Here is an 18,738-nt window from a genome sequence, read left to right on the forward strand (position 1 = left end):
GACGATGCCGCCGGGATGCTCCGCCGCCTCTCGGGGCGCAGCCACACGGTCGTCTCGGGCGTCACGCTGCGCACCCCGGAGCGCACACACACCTTTTCGGCCCGGAGCAGCGTCTGGTTCCGCCCCCTTGCGGAGGAGGAGATCGACTACTACCTCGACACCTGCCGTCCCTACGACAAAGCCGGCTCGTACGGTATCCAGGAGTGGATCGGCTACGCCGCCATCGAGCGAATCGACGGCTCGTTCTACAACGTCATGGGACTGCCCGTCCAACGGCTCTATGTCGAACTGGATCACTTCATCACCCGATAAAACCCATCAAACCTCTACCTCAACATGAAAAAGAATCTTTATCTGCTGCTGGCCGCTGCGCTTCTCTCCGTTACGGCGGGCGCCACCGTCCCCCACCGGATTATCATTCCCGACATCGAGGGATACAAGACGCTCAAGGGAGAGCTGCACATACACACCGTCTTCTCGGACGCATCGGTATGGCCCACCACCCGCATCGACGAGGCGATGACAGAAGGTCTTGACTTCATCGCCGTCACCGACCACGTAGACGCACGCCTGCTGAAACAGAAAAACAGGGGGCTCATGGACTTCGACCGCAACGAATCGTACAAAATCGCGGCGGCGGCCGGCAAATCCCGCGGCGTGCTGGTAATTCATGGCGGCGAAATCTCGCGCGGCATGCCTCCCGGACACTTCAACACCCTCTTCGTCAGCGACTGCGAGGCGATCGGCAAGGCATCTGACGCGCACGACAACCACTACGATGCCATGCAGGCGGGGCTCGTCGAAGCGCAGAAACAGGGCGGGTTCCTGGTCTGGAACCACCCGCACTGGGAGCGCCAGGCGCAGAACGAAACCCGCTGGTATCCCGAACACACCGCGCTCTATGACGCAGGGCTGATGCAGGGCGTCGAAATTTACAACGCCTTCTGCGGCTACTCGCCCGAGGCGCACCGCTGGGCGATGGAGCGCGGCCTCGCGCTCATCTGCGGCACGGACAGCCATGCGCCGATGTTCCTCAACGTCGACTTCGCCGGCGGCGGCCTGCGCCCCGTCACACTCGTTTTCGCCCGCGAACGTTCGCTCGGCGGAATCCGCGAAGCGCTCGACGCCCGGCGCACGGCAGTTTTCGCCGACGGCATGCTCTACGGCCGCGAAGAGGTGCTGCAACAGCTGATGCAAGCGCTCTTCGAATTATCGGACGTGAAATACGCAGAGAAAAAGGTGACGTTCCGCGTCGCGAACCGCAGTTCGATTCCGCTCACGCTCCGCAAAGCGCCGGGCAGCGAAAAGGTCGTCTTCCCGCGCGACATGATTATCCGCCCTTTCGAAGAGGTGACGCTGACCGTTTACGGACTGGACAACAAGAAACCCATCGGCTTGGACCGGTTCGACGTCAACTTCCACGTGCTGAACTTCCTAATCGACGCCGGCAAACCGATGACCTATTCACTGCATTTCGAAATACCCAAAAAATAGAACTATGCCTTACCCGAAAACCCCATCCCCCACGACACTGTTCGCAGCAATCCGCTGCATGACCGGCCGTCCCGGCCAGCGCCCGCACACGGACGACAGGCAGGAGGACAACCGCCCGTCCGGGAAACCGCGCATGCGGATAATCGGCCAGGCTATCGCATTGGCGATGCTGGCGGCGGTATCCGTCCAGCCGGCACGCGCCGACGAGGGCATGTGGCTCCCGAGCCTCATCTCGGAGCGCATCGACGACATGCGCGCCAAAGGCTTCCGCCTCACGGCCGAAGACATCTACTCCATCAACAAAGCCTCGATGAAAGACGCCGTGGTGCTCTTCAACGGCGGCTGCACGGGCGAGCTGATTTCGGGCGAAGGCCTGCTGCTCACCAACCACCACTGCGGCTACGACGCCATACAGACGCATTCGAGCGTCGAACACGACTACCTGACCCACGGATTCTGGGCCATGTCGCGCCAGCAGGAGCTGCCGAACAAAGAGCTCAACGTCCGCTTCCTGGTCCGCATGGAGGAGGTCACCGACCGCATCGCGGCGGGTGAAACGAAAGAGGAGATTATCCGCAAGGCCAAATCCGAGGGGCGGAATTACAGGGCCGCCGTCGAGCAGATGTACTACGGCAACCAGCAGTTCCTGTTCGTCTACGAGCAGTTCGACGACGTGCGCCTCGTGGCGGCGCCGCCCTCGTCGATAGGCAAATTCGGCGGCGACACCGACAACTGGATATGGCCCCGCCATACGGGCGACTTCTCGCTGTTCCGCATCTATGCCGGCAAGGACAACAAACCCGCCGCCTATTCGCCCGACAACGTGCCCTACCGTCCCAAGCGCCACTTCACGATTTCGACCGCCGGAGTGCGCGAGGGCGACTTCACGATGATATACGGTTTCCCGGGCAACACGCAGGAGTACATCCTCTCGGACGCCGTCGCCTACGTCGCCGAGCGCTCCGACCCGGCGAAAATCGCCATCCGCACCGGACGCCTCGACATCATCACCGCGGCACAGGCCTCCGACCCCGCGCTGCGCATCCACTACGCCGCCAAACACGCCTCGATTGCCAACGCCTGGAAAAAATGGCAGGGCGAAGCGCTGGGCATCGGCCGGCTGGGCACCGTCGCCTCGAAGCGCGCCTACGAAGAAGGATTCGCGGCATGGGCGCAGGACAAGCCCGAATACAGCCGCATCGTCGCCGACCTCAAGGCCGAATACGCCCGTATCGCGGACGCCTACTTCGCCCGCGAAATCACGCGCGAAACACTCGACGCCCTGCCTGCGCGCTACACGGCCGAGGAGCGCGCCGAGGCGGTATTCCCGCAGCGCAAAGCCACCGAACGGGCCCTCTGCCAGTGGCTCTTCGGACAGTACGCCCGACGCTGTCCCGTCCAGTACCAGGTTCCCGAGTTCCTCAACGGCGTGGCCGCCGCCGGCTCGCCCGAGGCCTATGCCGCACAGATTTTCGACGCCCTGTGGCTGCAGGGCGCCGACACCACGGCCCTACACGCCCTGCACAGCGACACCAAACGCATGCTCTCCCACATCGGCTGGATGCTGGGCACCAAATCGCTGCGCAACCTCAACAGCGCACGCCTCAACGAACTCTACACGACCTATATCAAGGGGCTGCACGAGTGGGACACCGACCGGGCTTTCTACCCCGACGCCAACCTCACGCTGCGCGTGGCCTACGGACACGTCGGCGGCTACGAGTACGCCGACGGCGAGTACCACAAGCCGCAGACCACGCTCGACGGCATCATCGCCAAGGACAACCCCGAAATCTACGACTACGACATCCCACAGGCGCTGCGCGACCTCTACGCCTCGAAAGCGTACGGACGCTGGGGCACGACGATCGACGGCCGCAAGACGGTTCCCGTCTGCTTCCTCGCCACGAACCACACCACGGGAGGAAACTCCGGCTCGCCGATTCTCAATGCCCGGGGCGAACTCATCGGCCTGAATTTCGACCGCACCTGGCGTTCGACGATGAGCGACATCGCTTTCGACGAGGCAATCTGCCGCAACATCGCCGTCGACATCCGCTACGTGCTGTTCGTCATCGACCGCATAGGCGGTGCGGACTATTTGTTCGACGAAATGGATTTCAGCCGCCGCAAATAGCACCGTTCACGAAAAAAGCGCTATATTTAGCGCAACATAAATTCATAAAAACGACCAGTATGATGAAAAATCTACGCTACACGCGGTTCGCCGTCCTGCTGCTTTTGCTGGCGGCCGGCTCCTGCGGTAAAGACAAAACGACGACAGGGGAAGGCATAACCGGCGCTTCGTGGACGGCGGCCGAAACCGCCGTCGCCGACGGCGAGCAGAAGACATACCACTTTATGTCCGCGGCCAACTGGACGGCCCAGAGCGACGAGCCCGCGTGGTGCGAAGTCACTACGCCCTCGGGCGACAAAGGCCAGTCGACGTTGAAAATCACCGTTGCCAAAAACGAAACCGCCAGCACCCGCAGCGCCAATATCAGCATCAAAATCAGCGGATTCGGCACGGCGGGCGAGTTCACGATCACGCAGGCCGCATCCGGCAGCGGCGGCAGCGGCGCCGACCGGGAGCTCAACAAGAGGGTGGACGACTTCCTGGCGAAATACTACCTGTGGAACGGCGAATACAGCCAGATGACGCGCGACCTGTCGCTCGATTACGTCAGCACGAACGACAACTTCATGAGCCGCACGCTGATGAGCATGACGACCAACGACCTCGACAAAAAGCAGAACGGCAGCGGAGGGTACAGCCTCTACTCCTACCTGCTCCGCACCCCGACCGGCCGCTCAATCGCGCAGACCACGCGCGGCGTCAACCACGGCCTCACGAAAGAAAAGGAAAACAGCCTGGGCATCGTCAACATGTTCGCCGTCGAATTTTCCAACAAGCCCGGCTATTACGGACTGGGCATATTGGCGGTCTACCCGGAATCCCCGGTGGCAAAGGCCGGATTCATGCGGGGAACGATTTTCGTCCAGGTCAACGGGAAAGACATCACGGCCGCAAACCTGAATTCGGTCTATGCACAGTTGGTAGCTCCGGGGGGGGGTCAGACCCTCACGGTCACCGAAAATGCAAAAGGCGCCGAGCCCGTATCGCTCACGGCGGAGGAAATCTATCCGAATCCCGTCCTTTACAGCGAGATTATCGACGGCAAAATCGGCTACCTGGTATACAGCAGTTTCGACGCAGCTTATGACGACGACCTGCTCGGGGCCATCGCAAAGTTCAAAGACGCGGGAATCACCGACATGATTCTCGATTTGCGCATCAACGGCGGCGGGCACGTCATCACGGCGAACATGCTCTCCACGTGCATCGCCGGTTCGAAATGCGAGAATGCGGTCTACCAATACTACCGCTACAACGACGACCGCATGAAGAAACCCTCCCAAACGGCCCAGGAAACCGGCCACCCGTATGACACGCAGCAGAAGCGTTTCCGCGAAGATTTCCGTTACGGCAATTATTACGGCGTCGACCTGCGCAACTACGCGCTGAACCTCGGCCGCCTGTACGTCATCGTGACGAACAATACGGCTTCGTCGAGCGAAGCGGTCATTAACTCGCTGCGGGGGATCGACGGTTTCACCGTCACGCTCGTCGGGGAGAAGACCAACGGCAAAAACGTCGGCATGGAAGTCAGCAAATTCACGCTCGGCAGCTACCAGTACGAACTGACCCCGATTACGTTCCAGGGATACAACGCCAAAATGGTCACCGTCGACCCGAAAGGCCTTTCCGTCGACAAGCAGATAAGCGAATGGGACTACGCATTCAAGGATTTCAGCGACCGGAGCGAGCCGCTCGTGGCATGGGCCTTGAGCCAAATCACCGGTACCAGCTATGCGGCCTATGTCGGCACGAACACACGCGCCGCCACGAACATCCGTCCGGCGACCGTCAGCCTGCCCGACCTGTCGACCCGGCCCAAAGGCATGATTGCGCTCCTTCCCGAATCCGGGGAGTAACCGGGCCCGGAAAAACGGACGAAACCGTCCGGCAAAACGACTTCACCCCTGCTGCACGCCGTTGCAGCAGGGGTGAATTTATTCCGGGGAGTCGCCCCCGTCCGTGGATTACCTCAACGCCCCGGCCAGCCGCACCACCTGCGGACGCTCCTGCGCGTCGCGCAGCACTTCGGCCGGAAGCGTGAGCCGCACGCCGCCTTTCGACGCCGCACAACGCACGCGGGCCTCCGCGCCCAGTATATCCGCCCTGCGGGGTGTCGCAACTCCTTTCAGCGTCAGAACGGCCTGCGGTTTGGTGTACAGCACATAGAGGTCGTCGCCTTTGGTCGTAAAAAAGACCCCGTCGGCCTTGTTCTGCGCCGCCTTGTCCCACGGCTCCGTGCCGTAAATCGCCTCGCCGTTCACACCCATCCACGCTCCGATACCGAGCAGCCGCTCCTGCATGACGAGCGGAATCGTGCCGTCGGCTTTCGGGCCCACGTCGAGCAGCAGGTTGCCGCCGCGCGCCACCCGTTCGATGAGCGTCACAATCAGCTGCTGCGTCGAAGAGTAATGCTCCAGCGTTTCGGCCCGGTTGTATCCGAACGAGTTGCCGATGCCGCGGCACTCCTCCCAGGGATGCGCCGCCGCGGACATATTCGCGGCGTGCGATGAGTCGAGGTCATATTCCGTCGTGTAGAATCCGCCGTGCCGGCCGCGCGTCTCCTTGCCCCAGCGGTCGTTGACGACGACCGTTTCACGCACGGGGCTCTCGTTGTAGAGCCACGCGAGAAACTCCTCGCTGCGCCAGGTCGAACTCGGATGCTCCCATTCGCCGTCCGTCCAGAGAATATCGGGCGAATAACGGCACACGAGGTCTTTCATCTGCGGCAGCATATGCTGCTCGACGTAACGGTCGACGTCGTTCAGGTAAATCGGGTTGTACCACTCGTACAGCGAATAGTAGAAGCCCATGCGCAGTCCTTTTTCACGCACGGCTTCCGAGAGCTCGCCCGCCAAATCGCGGTGCGGGCCGACGTCGACGCTGTTCCAGTTCCATGCCTCGGCGCTCGGCCAGAGGGCGAAGCCCTCGTGGTGTTTCGAGGTCAGCACGACGTATTTGGCACCCGATGCGGCGAAGAGGTCGGCCCATGCGGCCGGGTCGAAGCGCTCGGCCTTGAAATCCCGCACGAAATCGGGGTACTTGAAATCATCGCCGTAAGTCGCCTTGTGATAGGCGCGCGTGGCGTCTCCGACGCGGCTTGTGTCGGTATTCTTCTGCCACCAGTACCACTCCGAATAGACCGGGTGCGTGGCAATCGCCTTATCGACAGTCGCCCACGCCGGCACGGAATAGAGCCCCCAGTGGATGAAGATGCCGAACCGCGCTTCGGCGAACCAGGCCGGGACGGGGCGGCTGTCGACAGACTCCCAGCGCGGCTCGTAAGGCTGGGCCGCTGCGAACTGCGATATGGCCAGACAAAAGATAAGCAGGTATTTTTTCATAATAAGGTTTGGTTTGGCAGAACAATATTACCCCAAAACGGCGAATTGCGCAAGCCGTGCGGCCCAATCGCACTGAATTATCACAAAATCATACTTTGCGGCCGGACATTCCGCCCCGCCGCAGCGGCTGCGCCCGGCCGGAGAGATGCCGAAGGATGCCGGTTCGCGCCGCCGGGGAATAATTATCGCGATTCCGTGGATAAAAAATTTGGCGGATTAAAATTTATGCCCTATATTTGCACACCCGAAATCCGAAAGGATATAAGCAATGCCCAGGTGGTGAAATTGGTAGACACGCTACTTTGAGGGGGTAGTGAACAATTACGTTCGTGCAAGTTCGAGTCTTGTCCTGGGCACTGAAAACCGCGTCAGAAGAATTCTGACGCGGTTTTTGTTTTATTTCCCCATAACATATTGGTTTGCTGACAAATTCAATTCAACACTTCGTTGAAGGTGTCGGTTCGATATGATTTCCCGTCAAAGGGCAGTTTTCAGGAAGCATCGAACTAACAAACTTCATTTTCACATCCACATTAGAAACAAATTGGCATTGCTTTACGTATTATTAATAAAAGGAATATATTTATTCCTATATTTGCAAAGGAATAATTAGACATAGATTATATGCCAGAGTTTAAATATACAAGCATTGACATTGCTCAAATGCTGCGTTGGCAAGCATATAAGACACAAAATGTCTTATTGAATAAAACGCAGTTAGAGAAGTTATTGTATATTACTTATGGTATATATGCAGCCCTAACAGGCATAAGGTTATGTGACGAATATCCTAAAGCTTGGCCCTTTGGACCTGTTTTCCCGCGCGTAGCTAAACATGTAGATTTAGATGTACAACCAAAGGAATACATGACGAAAGAATATGAGGCAGATTCAGATTTAAAAAAGGCTGTAGACTTTGTTATTAAAACATATTCTCATACTACAGCAAAAGTTTTAAGTGCATGGTCGCATGAAGAAGATGGACCATGGTACCAAACTATGTACAAAGTAGACGAGCAAGGCAGTAAAATTGAGTCTGCATGGAATGCGCCCATAGATTTTAATTTAATAAAAGACTATTTTAACCGCAAATTTGTAAATCCGTAATGGACGAATTCCATAATCCAATAAACAATAGTGAAGGGCCTCAAAATTCAGCAAGTCGAATAATATGCTTTCTGAAATGGTTATGGTATGCAAAACCCAGTACTCCTAAACACGACCTTAACTTATTGGATAATGTTGAACTTTTCTTGAATTCGGCTGAACCATCAGAAGCCAATCTTAATATTTGTAAACACTTTATAGAATTACATCGAATTACTGAAAATACGTCTGCAAGAAAGCGTTTAGAGAAATGGGCGAGACGGACAATTCAATGGTATTTGATTATTGTCGGCGTTATTATTATTGCACAGGGATTAAAATTCATTTGTCTATCGGAAGCTATTTTTATCGCACTACTAACTACAACTACAGTCAATATTCTCGGTTTAGGATTCATAATCCTGCGCGGACATTTCCCTAACAAGGATGATGTAAAGGATAAAAATAGTCCTTTATCCAATAAACCTATAGATTCAATAGATAAATAAATTCAAACAGCAAACCGCGTCAGAATTCTTCTGACGCGGTTTTTTATTTATCTCCACACCCGTAACGCCCGCACAAAAGCGGGCCATTGGCGGCAAAGGCCCGGCACGAAGTTCCGCGGCTGCGACTGCTTCGGGACACCTACCCACCTCCCGTCACCCCGTCGCCCGGCCGCCTCACCCACGCCCCGCGACAGGGAACAAGCGTCTTGGATACACCCCTTTGCACAACCCGGCCGGACGACCGGATTTCAGGGCCCGGTTTCTTCGACCGGCGCCGTTTTTTTGCTATCTTTGCAGGCAGGACAATCAATCCCAAAACCCACACGAAAATGAAACACATACTGGTTTTAGCCGCACTCCTCGTTTGCCTGGATGCGGGCGCCCAACAGGCTGTTTTCCGCAATCCGGTCATTCCCGGCGACATAGCCGACCCGACCGTTATCCGCGTAGGCAATACCTATTACGCTGCAGGCACCTCGTCGGAATGGGCCCCCTACTATCCGCTCTTTTCCTCCCAGGACCTGATCAACTGGACGCCGGTCGGACACCTGTTCGACGAGCAGCCCGCCTGGACGAAATCCTCGTTCTGGGCCCCGGAGTTGTTCAGCCGCAACGGCACGGTGTACGCATATTACACGGCACGGCAGAAAACCGACGGCACCTCGTACATCGGCGTCGCCACGGCCGACTCCCCCGCAGGGCCGTACACCGACCATGGCGTGGTCGTGGCATACGGCACCGAAGCCATCGATGCGTTCGTGCTGGAGGACAACGGGGATTTATACATCTCCTGGAAAGCCTACGGACTGGACAACCGCCCCATCGAATTGCTGGCATGCCGGCTCTCGCCCGACGGACTGCGCATGGAGGGCGAGCCGTTCAGCCTGCTCCGCGACGACGAACGGAAGGGAATGGAGGGACAGCACTGGCTGAAAATCGGCGATTATTACTACATCGTCTACTCGGTGAACGGCTGCTGCGGCCCCGGAAGCGATTATGCCGTGTCGGTGGCGCGTTCGAAGAATTTGCGCGGCCCCTACGAAAAATACGCCGGCAATCCGATTCTGCACGGCGGCGGCGAGGTGCAATCCTGCGGTCACGGCACAATCACGACGACGCCCGACGGAAGGATGTTCTATCTCTGCCACGCCTACCTGACAGGCAGCCGGTTCTCCCTGGGCCGCCAGCCTGTTCTGCAGCAAATCGTGTTGGGCGAAGACGGCTGGCTGCATTTCAAAGGGGGTGAAACGGCCCGCCTGACACAGCCGCTGCCGCTGGCCGGAACGGCGCAGCAGCCGGTATTCGATTTCACGGACGATTTCACATCCCGTCGGCTCCGGCCCGAATGGAGCTGGAATTATCCTTATGCGACGCCCGACATCGAACTGGCCGACGGCCGCCTGTACTTGGGCGGCACGCCCAAAGCGGGCGTAAAGACCGGTACGGCGCTCTGCCTGCGCGCCGTCACACCGGACTACACGCTGGAAACGGCACAGGTCAACCGCAGCAGGGGCCTGAGCGGCATAACGATGTACGGGGACGACAAAAACCTGCTCGTATGGGGGTTGGACGGCGACCGACTGCAGCTGCAATTAATCCGGGACGGAAAAGCGACACGGCTGGCCGATCCCGTATCCGTTCCCGCCGGCCTGCCGGTCTACCTGCGCATGGAGGTGCGGGAGGGGGCGCCCGCTTCGTTCGGCTACAGCACGGACGGCCGGGAGTGGAAAAGCGCCGGAAACCTATCGGCAGCATCCGCTGACCTGCTGCAATGGGACCGGGTGGCCCGTCCCGGGCTGTACTACCAGGGGCCGGCCGATTACTTTGCGGAATTCGAATACGTCCATATCGCCAACCGCTGATACGCTGCTGACAGGGCGTCCAGCCAGCAGCCCCCGCACACGACGAAGCCAACCCCGCAACAGGGTTGGCTTCGTCGTTTCCGCAGACAGCTATCGGAGGACAAATGCACCGCAGGACGGGAGTGCAGGGCCGGAGCCACGAAAAGCAGAACCGGGACAGCAAAGAGCGAAACCGGAGCGGCAAAAAGCGGACCCTGGACGAAAAAAGCGGAGGGACGAAAAAATTCCGTCCCTCCGTTCCGTTTTGTCCTGCACCCGCCGGCCCGGATTGCGGCCGGGCGGGGCCTCGGGCCGCCGGACGGTATGCCCGGCGGATTCCGCTGCCGCCTACTCTTCGGACTGGGAAATCAAAAAGTCGTCGCCCGTAGTATCTTTCACCACGATGCTCTTATCCCCGTTGGTGAAGTGGAAATAGGTGGCCGTGATGACCGCATCGTCCGGCAGGTTGAAGAAATGGCGCGGATAGATGTATTTCTGGTAGGTCGTTTCACCGATTTTCTCCATCAGGGTCGCATCGCCAATCGCGTCGACCTCGGCCACCTGCCCGTCGTTATAAATGGCCCGGCCATAGATATAGACCTTCTCGGCGCCTTTCAGGGCGGTTTCCGTAGTGCCGGCCACCGACTCGAACTTCACAGAGAAGATGTCCCCGTAACGGAAAACCGAGGGCACGGTCGACACGAGGCTCACCGTGGTGTAGTCGATCATCGGATTGGAACCGCCTGTCACGGTCAGCACCTTGGAACGTTCGTTGGCCTTGTAGCGCTCGCCGTTGAAGCCGCTCTTCATGCCGCAGAACCCGTAGCCCATGAAGCACTTGAGGTTCTGGCTGCCGGTGGTGAACCGGATTTTGACCGTACCGTTAATCGGATCGGTGCTCACCTTGTCGTTGATGATAAAGACGGTCTGCGACTTGAACACGACCCACTCGACGGGGCCGAGGTTGCCCATCAGGCCGATTTTGCTCTGGTATGCTTCCGACCATTTCAGGGCGGTCGTCGGCTCGAGGTCGGTGTCCGCCATCAGTGACATCTCCTCATTGACGACATCCGCATAACCCTGGCTGGCATACCCTTCGGTGGTCAGCGTCAGCTTGGCGCTCTGGGCGATATTCCAGCTCTTGGGCGCCAGGACGGCGAATACCAGCCGGGCGGTTTCGTCGGTTTCGGTCACGAGTTTTATTTTGACGGTGATTTCGATTTCACTGTTCACCTTGGGATCGTCCGGATGGATGATCTCTTCGATCGTCATACAGGCGACCACGATCAGGGGCAATGCAAAGATTGCCAGCCAATGCCAATATTTACAGCTTTTCAGGAGTTTCATATCGATAAGGTTAAATTATTTGACACTCTTAAAGGTATATTTATAGCTCAACGACTTGGAGTCCAGCTGGAACGGGATGGAAAACTCGCCGTTCTGGAAATAGGCGATCACTTTGCCCGTGCCCTTGACGCGCAGTTCGTTGGGCAGGGCGTCGGTGTTCAGCTCGCATTCGACTTCGCCCTCGGGGACGTCGAATCCGAACGGGGAGAAAGGCACGTCGCCGTTCGAGAAGGAGAGTCTGACCATTTTGTTATCCTCGACATGGATGACGAACCGCAACGTGTTGAAGAATTCGAATTTGCCTGCAACGTCGATTCCGTTGATATTCATCGGATCGTATTGCATCACCTGCCGGATGCCGTAATTTATGGTGTAGTCGCTCGGGTAGCCGGAGGTCATCTCGTCCGAAACGTCCTCGCAGCCGGCGAATGAAAACGAGGCCGCTATTAGTGCGAAGATCAATGCATATCTTTTCATGACAATCAGTTTTTTCATTGGTTATTGACTATTTGCTGTTTAATATCCGGTCTGCTTCGACCCAGAAGAAGCGGGGTCGGTAGGTCGTGACGTCGCTGAACTGCTGCGAGAACTCCTCGGTGTTGACATTGTAGCTGACGAGAATCATGCCGTCCTTTTCGAACTGCGGATGCGCCATTGCATTGTAGGTCAACAGCTTGGGTGTAAACTGCTCGGTCGTTTTGAAAATCAGCTGTTTGTTGCGCCACGGGCCGTACGGGGTATCCGAGATGAACGTATAAATCTCGCCGCTGTTGAAGCGCTTGTTCTGTGTCAGCAGGACGTATTTGCCGCGGAGTTTGAACACGTTGAACTGCGAGGAAACGGGTACGCCCGCAAGTCCTTCCAGCTTCGCCGCATCGGCCGAAGAGGGGCTCCAGCCCGAACCGGTGTAATACTCCCAGCTGTCGTAGAGCCTGTCGACGGTAGTCCGGGCGGCCAGCACCTCGGATACGGGGTTGGCGCTGTTGTCCACGTCCACCTGTGCGTAAATGTAGACGTACCCGCCGTCGTTGAGCGCCGCCATGCCGTAATGGATGTCCGCGGAGCCGGTAAAGGGTATCCGGGTGGTCTTCCTGAGTTTCACCGCAGGCAGCTCGTACTCCAAGATGTCGGTCGCTTCGTACATGAAGCCCCACATGCCTTCGCCGCCCTGATACATCAGCGTCTGGAAGATATAGAGCGTGTTGCCCTCGACGAAACCGTGTCCCGGCCAATACCACTTGCGCTCGTCGGGTGAGCCCGGGGGCACCGCCGCCGAACTCTTGTCGCCGTTGGCGCCGGTGATGGCGCTCACCTTGCCGTTGTCGTAGAGGATGTAGCTGTTGCGGAACATATGCTCGGAGGTGGAGCGCTGGCCGTTGGTCACCGTCCCGGTGTAGGAATCGCCCATCAGGAAGATACTCCTCCCGTCGGGCAGCGGAATCGAATACATTCCGTCGCCTCCGGTAACGCTGCCGCGGTCGGGAATGAGCATGCGGGCGAAAACCTTGTCCAGTCCGTCGATTTTCACGTCCGTCCTGTTGGTTTTCACGACCTTCTCGTCTTTCATGAGCGAGAGGTACACCGACACGGACTGGTCATAGGGAATGCGGGTCAGGAAACACGAGGTTTCCTCCTTGCCGACCGATACGACCCTGTTCGTCTTGTCGTCCGTCACCTGGTAGCGGTCGAACCGGGTATCCTTGTCGGTAAGTTCCCAGGAGAGGAAAACCGTATCGGCATTCGACGTGAATTCGACCTTTACGAAAGAGTCTTCATCGCCGAAGATATTCGCCTTGCGCTTCGTCCCGTCGTCATCGCATGCGGCGACGGCGGCCAGCAACACGCCCAGTGCGGTTATATGTCTGAAATCGAATCTCATAACATTCGGTTTATTTGAAATGTGCGTCGCCCGGCCCCCTTACCGCTTGAGGTTCGGATTGAGGCGTTTCTCGCGCAGCGGATAGGGGAACAGCAGGTCGGCCTCCTCGAACTTGTACCCTTCGCCGTGCCCGGGCGCTTCGTAACCGACCAGGTCGACTATCAAACCGCTCGTGACGTTCAGGGCCTTGCGCGTACGCAGCATGTCGTACCACGTCTGCGTTTCGAAGCACAGCTCCCAGAAACGCTCTTTCAGCACGTCGTTCACCGTCACCTGCGCGGGTTTGGCATCGTTCGGGTTCGCCCGGTTGTGCACCCGGTAATAAGCGTCGATGGCATCCGCGTCGGAAGTCGTCCCGCCGTCGGCCTGCGCCTTGGCCTCGGCCATCATCAGCAGCACGTCGGCATAGCGCAGCAGCGGATAGTTCTGGCCCGATTTGCCCGAACTGGCGGCAGCGCTGTCCCAGTACTTGTAAATGTAGGGACGGTCGAGCTGGACGATGCCAGAGCCGTCGGCAGCCTCGTGCTCGGTATAATAATACCCCTTCTCGGCCGTGCGGAGGTCGCCCTCGGGATAGGAGTCGTAGAACGACTGGGCAGGTGCCAGCGCACCGCCGAATGCGGAGTTGGCGGAGATGGCCTTCGCAGGTTCGGGATAAGGCAGCATGTCGTTGTGGACGGGAGAGCCGGCGTACTGCTGCTCGCGCTGAATCATCCAGATATACTCGCCCGCATTGGCATTGGCGGGGTCGCGCAGCGCCGCATAGTCGTCGAACAGGCGGAACTGGCCGCTGGCATATACGTCATGGGCAGTAGTATAGGCTTTCTGGTAGTATTCGGTGCCCTTCTGCAGGGGGTAACCCGCCATGGTCAGGTACACCTTGGCGAGCATCGATTTGACGGCGCCCCGGGTCACCCGGCCGTCGGTGCTCGTCCACGGGCTTTTGGCCATCAGCTCGTCGGCCCGCACCAGGTCTTTTTCAATCCGGTCGTAAATCTCTTCCTGCGAGGAGAGGGGAATCTGGACGCTCGACAGGTCGGTCGTCACCGTAATCTTCAGCGGCACTTCGCCCCAGAGTCTCACCAGGTTGAAATAGTTGTAGGCACGCAGGAAGTAGGCCTCGCCCAGCAGTTTGTTCTTCGTGTCCTCGGCGATTTCGACGCCCGCGGCCGACTCGATACCGGCGATGACGCCGTTGCAGTTCTCGATGGCGATGTAGGCCGACCGCCAGAAGTTCTCGACGTGGTTGTTCTCCTCGGTCACGGAGAGGTTCATCGCCTGCGAGAGATAGAGGCTTCCCGCGGCGCGCGGCCGGATGCCGTAGCCCGAGAGGTATTCCAGGAAGATGAAGTTCTGCGTTCCGACCTCAATGTCGCCGTCGAACAGGTCGTCCACGAACGTATAGAGGCCGTTCACGCCGGCAATTATCTGTTTTTCCGTCTTGAAGTAATATTTCGGGGAGAGGAAAGTCTTGGGGTTCTCTTCGAGGAACGAATTACATGAACCCACGATCACCGCAATGGCGAGCAGCCAGCTTATGTTCAATATATATTTTTTCATGTCGTTCGGATGTTTTAGAATGTAATCTTAAGGTTGGCGGCAACGGTCGTAGGCCTCGGATAGGAGTAGAAGTCGATGCTCTGGCCCGTATCGGTGTTGAAGGCACCCACTTCGGGGTCGAAGCCCGGATAGGAGGTGAACACGTGCAGGTTCTCGACGGTCACGCCCAGGCTCAAGCCTTTGACGAAGCGGAGTTTGCGCAGCAGCCGGGGGCTGAAGTCGTAGAAGAGCGAAATGTTCCGGATGCGCAGGAAGTCGCCCTTGTAAAGCATGCGCGAGTCTTTCTCGTTCTCGCCGAAATTCACGTCCGACGGCAGGCGCAGCGCCGCAATCATCGAGTTCTGGTGCTCGGGCGACCATGCGTTGAGCACCGAAGTGACGGAGTTGCCGTACAGCTGGCGGTTTTCCATCATCGTCGGGGCAATCCCCATAATCTTGAATCCGTAGCTGGCATTCAGGTCGACCATCAGCGTGAGGCCTTTCCAGCGGAACGTGTTGACCATCGTCACCTCGCCCTTGGGCTGGCCGTTACCCATGATTTTGCGGTCGTTATCGTCGATTATGTAGTTGTGGTCTACGTCTTCGTACTTGATGTCGCCGGGTTTCTTGCCGTAGCGCCGTGCCTCGTCCACTTCGTCGAGGCCCCAGGTGCCGATGCGGTTGAGCACGAAATACGACGCCCACCTCTCGCCGGCCTTGGCAATCGTGTTGTTACCGGTATCGATGGTTTCGCCCCCGACGTCGAGCACCATCAGCCGGTTGGTCGAGAAAATCAGGTCGGTCGACCATTTGAAGTCCTTGTGGTCGATGTTGCGCGATGAAATGGTCACCTCGAATCCGCGGTTGCGAATCTTGCCCAGGTTGGTCCAGGTGGTCGAATAACCGGTCGTGTAGGGAACCTGCTTCTGGAACAGCAGGTCGGTCGTGGTCTTGTTGTAATAGTCCAGAATCAGCTCGAGGCGGTTGTCGAACAGGCCCACGTCCAGTCCGACGTTGAGCTGCTTGGAGGTTTCCCACTTCAGGTCTTCGTTACCCAGGTTGGAAAGCGTGACATACGGGTTGAGTTCGTTGTTGAAAATCATCGAGCCGTTGCCGTAGGAGGAAATCGTCCGGTAGTTGGGAATCGAAGCGTTGCCCACGGTACCGTAGCTGGCACGGAGTTTCATGTTGCTGACGTACTTCCGCGCCGCGTCGAAGAACGGCTCCTCGGAGATCACCCATGCGGCCGACGCCGAGGGGAAGAATCCGTACTTGTTGTTGGCACCGAAGTTCGAGGCGCCGTCGGCACGGAACGTGAATCCCAGCAGGTAGCGATCTTTGAAACTGTGGTTCATGCGGAAATAGTAGGAGTTCATCGTATTCTGATCCATCGACGAAGTGGGCTTGTGGTAAGTCGTACCGGCGCCCAGGTTATGGTAGCCGAAGAAATCGTCGAAGAAATCCTCCGAACCCGACGACGAGCTCTCCGCATGGTAGTAGTACCAGCTGGCACCCAGCACGAAGCTCGAGCTCAACTTGCCGCCGAAGAACTTGTCGGTGTAGGTGAAATAATCCTCGTTGGCCATCCGGCGCGACTTGAAGTTGGAGATGTCGGCAAAACCGCCGTTGTTCTCGCTCACGTCGAGCAGTCCGGCCTTGGCATAGCTCAAATTACGCCGGTTGGTCATCTGGTAGTCGCCTTTTGCGGTGAACGTTAGTTTGTCGGTCAGCTTGATGTTGGCGATGAGGTTGAAGACGGCGAAGTCGTTCTCGGTCACCTTCTTCTGCTCCTGAAGCAGCCGGATGGGGTTCTCCGCCACTTCGCCCAGCGGGTAGTCGTTCTTGCGGCCCCAGGTGCCGTCGTCGTATTTCACGGGCACGATCGGCGGCATTTCGAGCATGTTGCGGATGGGGCCCTGTCCGAAGCCGCCCTCCATGTCGTTGCTCTTGTCGGTACCTGCCGTAACGACGGTCTGCACGTTGAGCCATTTGGTCACGTCGCTCTTGGCGTTCACGGTTCCCGTCAGGCGGCGGGAATAGGTGTATTTCACCAGTCCGTCGAAGTCCTGGTAGGCGATGCTGGAGTAGATGGAGTTCCTGTCGCTGGCCGAAGAGAACGAAACGGTGTGGTCGCTGATCAGGGCGTTCTGCGTCAGGGCCTCCTGCCAGTCGGTGTCGTAGCGGGGCGACGCCATCAGGCGGCCGTACTCATCGCGCTTGTAGTTGCCCGCAGCGTCCTCGGCGTAGTAGAACAGGTTCTCCATCGGGGTTTCCAGGTGGGGCATGACCTTGCCGCTGTAGGCATAGGCGCGCCGCTGCACCTCCATGAACTGGTCGGCGTTCAGCACGTCGATTTTACGGTTGAGGAAGCTGACGCCGACTTTGCCGTTGTAGGTCACGAAGCCGTCGCCTTTCTTACCCGACTTGGTCGTGATGATGACCACGCCGTTGGCGCCCTGGGCACCGTACATCGAGGTGGCGGCGGCGTCCTTGAGCACGTCGATGCTCTCCACGTTGGCCGGGTTGATAATCGAGGGGTCGATGCCCACCACGCCGTCCAGCACGTAGATCGGGTCGCTGCCGGCATTGATGGAGCCCATACCGCGGATACGCAGGGCCGATGCGCCGCCGGGCTTGCCCGAGAACGACACGTTCTTCACGCCGGCGATCTTGCCGGCCAGGTCCTGCATGATGTTGAAGGCCGAGGTGCGGTTGTTCAAATCGTCGCCCTTGATCGAACCGACCGACGAGGAGAGTTCGCGTTTGGTCAGGGTTCCGTATCCGACCACGACCACCTCGTCGATTCCGAGCGAGCTGGCAATCATGACCACGTCGATTTTCGTCCTCGACCCGATGGCGACCTCCTGGGTGTCCATTCCCAGGAACGAGAACTGGAGCACCTCCGCACCGGCGGGTACGGCCAGCGTGTAGCTGCCGTCGCTCTGGGTGACCATACCGGACGACGTGCCTTTGGCCATCACGGTCACTCCGGCAAGGACGCCGCCGTCCTTATCGGTTACGACGCCCGACACGGTTCTCGGGGTTTGTGAATAGAGCTCTGTTACCGACGCGAACAATACGAGCATCGATACAAAGAAAAGTCTTGCGGCTTTGCGCGTGATGCATACACAGGAATCGAGTGTTTTTATGCTTCGTTTTCTTTTCATGTTTGAAGGTTTTAAGGGTAAAACAGTGGAATTTCTGCTGCTTACGAAGAGCACACAGGCAGGATATCGGAGTTATCCTGCGAAGAGGGGAGTCGGTTTCAAATTCATAGGCATTCGGTTTTTCAGGTTAGTTTCGCGTTATTGTGATTGTATCTTCTGCGGTGAGGGGCCGCGCAAAGTTCGGGTCAGGGCCGGCCGACAGGCCCGGCCGCAGCCGTATAAGGGCACAGTGCATCCGCCGGGAAGCGACTCCCCGGATGCAGGCCGGAAACTGGCATCAGGCTCCGGTACGAATACCGGGACGCCGTCTTTCTAATAAAGGTGTGATGAAAAATCCCCGGAAATTTCAGAGGGGGGGGGAAATTCGTAACGGCCCTAACCGACCGGAAATCCTT

At 58.0% G+C, this 18,738-nt stretch carries 13 protein-coding genes and 1 tRNA gene; 8 read left to right on the plus strand and 6 right to left on the minus strand.

What is annotated here, in order from left to right; translation table 11 throughout:
• From QZT71_RS09600 to QZT71_RS09615, 4 genes are all read left to right on the plus strand, one after another.
• A partial coding sequence (locus QZT71_RS09600; RefSeq protein WP_295915538.1) for a Maf family protein occupies positions 1-312 on the plus strand: 312 nt, incomplete at its 5' end.
• Between the two features lie 24 nt (positions 313-336).
• Positions 337-1,494 (plus strand): Sb-PDE family phosphodiesterase, encoded by a 1,158-nt coding sequence (locus QZT71_RS09605; protein ID WP_295915540.1) that lies wholly within the window; start codon positions 337-339, stop codon positions 1,492-1,494.
• Between the two features lie 166 nt (positions 1,495-1,660).
• The gene (locus tag QZT71_RS09610; protein ID WP_295915553.1) at positions 1,661-3,631 is read left to right on the plus strand and encodes a S46 family peptidase; all 1,971 of its coding nucleotides are present in this window, start codon (positions 1,661-1,663) and stop codon (positions 3,629-3,631) included.
• A 59-nt stretch (positions 3,632-3,690) separates the two neighbouring features.
• Positions 3,691-5,490: a S41 family peptidase gene (locus QZT71_RS09615; protein ID WP_295915541.1), complete on the plus strand. Its 1,800-nt coding sequence runs from the start codon at positions 3,691-3,693 to the stop codon at positions 5,488-5,490.
• A 108-nt stretch (positions 5,491-5,598) separates the two neighbouring features.
• Here the strand turns inward: QZT71_RS09615 and QZT71_RS09620 are convergent, their stop codons facing one another.
• Positions 5,599-6,975 carry an alpha-L-fucosidase gene (locus QZT71_RS09620; RefSeq protein WP_295915542.1) on the minus strand — a complete coding sequence of 459 codons (1,377 nt, stop codon included), beginning with the start codon at positions 6,973-6,975 and terminating at the stop codon, positions 5,599-5,601.
• A 270-nt stretch (positions 6,976-7,245) separates the two neighbouring features.
• On the opposite strand from QZT71_RS09620, the gene QZT71_RS09625 reads away from it, so the two are divergent.
• From QZT71_RS09625 to QZT71_RS09640, 4 genes are all read left to right on the plus strand, one after another.
• Positions 7,246-7,331 (plus strand) — tRNA-Leu (locus QZT71_RS09625).
• Positions 7,332-7,599: 268 nt separating this feature from the next.
• Entirely contained in the window at positions 7,600-8,082 is a 483-nt protein-coding gene (locus QZT71_RS09630; RefSeq protein ID WP_295915543.1) for a Panacea domain-containing protein, read from the plus strand.
• Positions 8,082-8,570 carry a hypothetical protein gene (locus QZT71_RS09635; protein WP_295915544.1) on the plus strand — a complete coding sequence of 163 codons (489 nt, stop codon included), beginning with the start codon at positions 8,082-8,084 and terminating at the stop codon, positions 8,568-8,570. The genes QZT71_RS09630 and QZT71_RS09635 overlap by 1 nt, the downstream gene beginning before the upstream one ends.
• A gap of 329 nt (positions 8,571-8,899) precedes the next feature.
• A complete protein-coding gene (locus QZT71_RS09640) occupies positions 8,900-10,432 on the plus strand; it encodes a family 43 glycosylhydrolase (RefSeq protein ID WP_295915546.1) in 1,533 nt (510 codons plus the stop codon).
• Positions 10,433-10,759: 327 nt separating this feature from the next.
• Here QZT71_RS09640 and QZT71_RS09645 read toward each other — a convergent pair whose 3' ends face one another.
• The 5 genes from QZT71_RS09645 to QZT71_RS09665 are packed head-to-tail and all read right to left on the minus strand — an operon-like array spanning position 10,760 to position 18,343.
• Positions 10,760-11,758, minus strand: coding sequence for a DUF4961 domain-containing protein (locus tag QZT71_RS09645; RefSeq protein WP_295915547.1), 999 nt, complete (start codon positions 11,756-11,758; stop codon positions 10,760-10,762).
• A 15-nt stretch (positions 11,759-11,773) separates the two neighbouring features.
• Entirely contained in the window at positions 11,774-12,253 is a 480-nt protein-coding gene (locus QZT71_RS09650) for a hypothetical protein (protein WP_295915548.1), read from the minus strand.
• A gap of 10 nt (positions 12,254-12,263) precedes the next feature.
• Positions 12,264-13,637 (minus strand): DUF5005 domain-containing protein, encoded by a 1,374-nt coding sequence (locus QZT71_RS09655; protein ID WP_295915549.1) that lies wholly within the window; start codon positions 13,635-13,637, stop codon positions 12,264-12,266.
• Positions 13,638-13,676: 39 nt separating this feature from the next.
• Entirely contained in the window at positions 13,677-15,197 is a 1,521-nt protein-coding gene (locus QZT71_RS09660) for a RagB/SusD family nutrient uptake outer membrane protein (protein WP_295915551.1), read from the minus strand.
• Positions 15,198-15,211: 14 nt separating this feature from the next.
• Positions 15,212-18,343 (minus strand): TonB-dependent receptor, encoded by a 3,132-nt coding sequence (locus QZT71_RS09665; RefSeq protein ID WP_295915552.1) that lies wholly within the window; start codon positions 18,341-18,343, stop codon positions 15,212-15,214.
• Between the last annotated feature and the right edge of the window lie 395 nt (positions 18,344-18,738).

Source organism: uncultured Alistipes sp. (assembly GCF_902388705.1).
Classification (GTDB): domain Bacteria; phylum Bacteroidota; class Bacteroidia; order Bacteroidales; family Rikenellaceae; genus Alistipes.

Bases quoted from the DNA above. Each gene is read 5' to 3' on its own strand.
- QZT71_RS09630 (WP_295915543.1), top strand. From the start codon at position 7,600: ATGCCAGAGTTTAAATATACAAGCATTGACATTGCTCAAATGCTGCGT.
- QZT71_RS09645 (WP_295915547.1), bottom strand. From the start codon at position 11,758: ATGAAACTCCTGAAAAGCTGTAAATATTGGCATTGGCTGGCAATCTTT.
- QZT71_RS09665 (WP_295915552.1), bottom strand. From the start codon at position 18,343: ATGAAAAGAAAACGAAGCATAAAAACACTCGATTCCTGTGTATGCATC.
- QZT71_RS09650 (WP_295915548.1), bottom strand. From the start codon at position 12,253: ATGAAAAAACTGATTGTCATGAAAAGATATGCATTGATCTTCGCACTA.
- QZT71_RS09640 (WP_295915546.1), top strand. From the start codon at position 8,900: ATGAAACACATACTGGTTTTAGCCGCACTCCTCGTTTGCCTGGATGCG.
- QZT71_RS09660 (WP_295915551.1), bottom strand. From the start codon at position 15,197: ATGAAAAAATATATATTGAACATAAGCTGGCTGCTCGCCATTGCGGTG.
- QZT71_RS09610 (WP_295915553.1), top strand. From the start codon at position 1,661: ATGCTGGCGGCGGTATCCGTCCAGCCGGCACGCGCCGACGAGGGCATG.
- QZT71_RS09605 (WP_295915540.1), top strand. From the start codon at position 337: ATGAAAAAGAATCTTTATCTGCTGCTGGCCGCTGCGCTTCTCTCCGTT.
- QZT71_RS09615 (WP_295915541.1), top strand. From the start codon at position 3,691: ATGATGAAAAATCTACGCTACACGCGGTTCGCCGTCCTGCTGCTTTTG.
- QZT71_RS09620 (WP_295915542.1), bottom strand. From the start codon at position 6,975: ATGAAAAAATACCTGCTTATCTTTTGTCTGGCCATATCGCAGTTCGCA.
- QZT71_RS09635 (WP_295915544.1), top strand. From the start codon at position 8,082: ATGGACGAATTCCATAATCCAATAAACAATAGTGAAGGGCCTCAAAAT.
- QZT71_RS09655 (WP_295915549.1), bottom strand. From the start codon at position 13,637: ATGAGATTCGATTTCAGACATATAACCGCACTGGGCGTGTTGCTGGCC.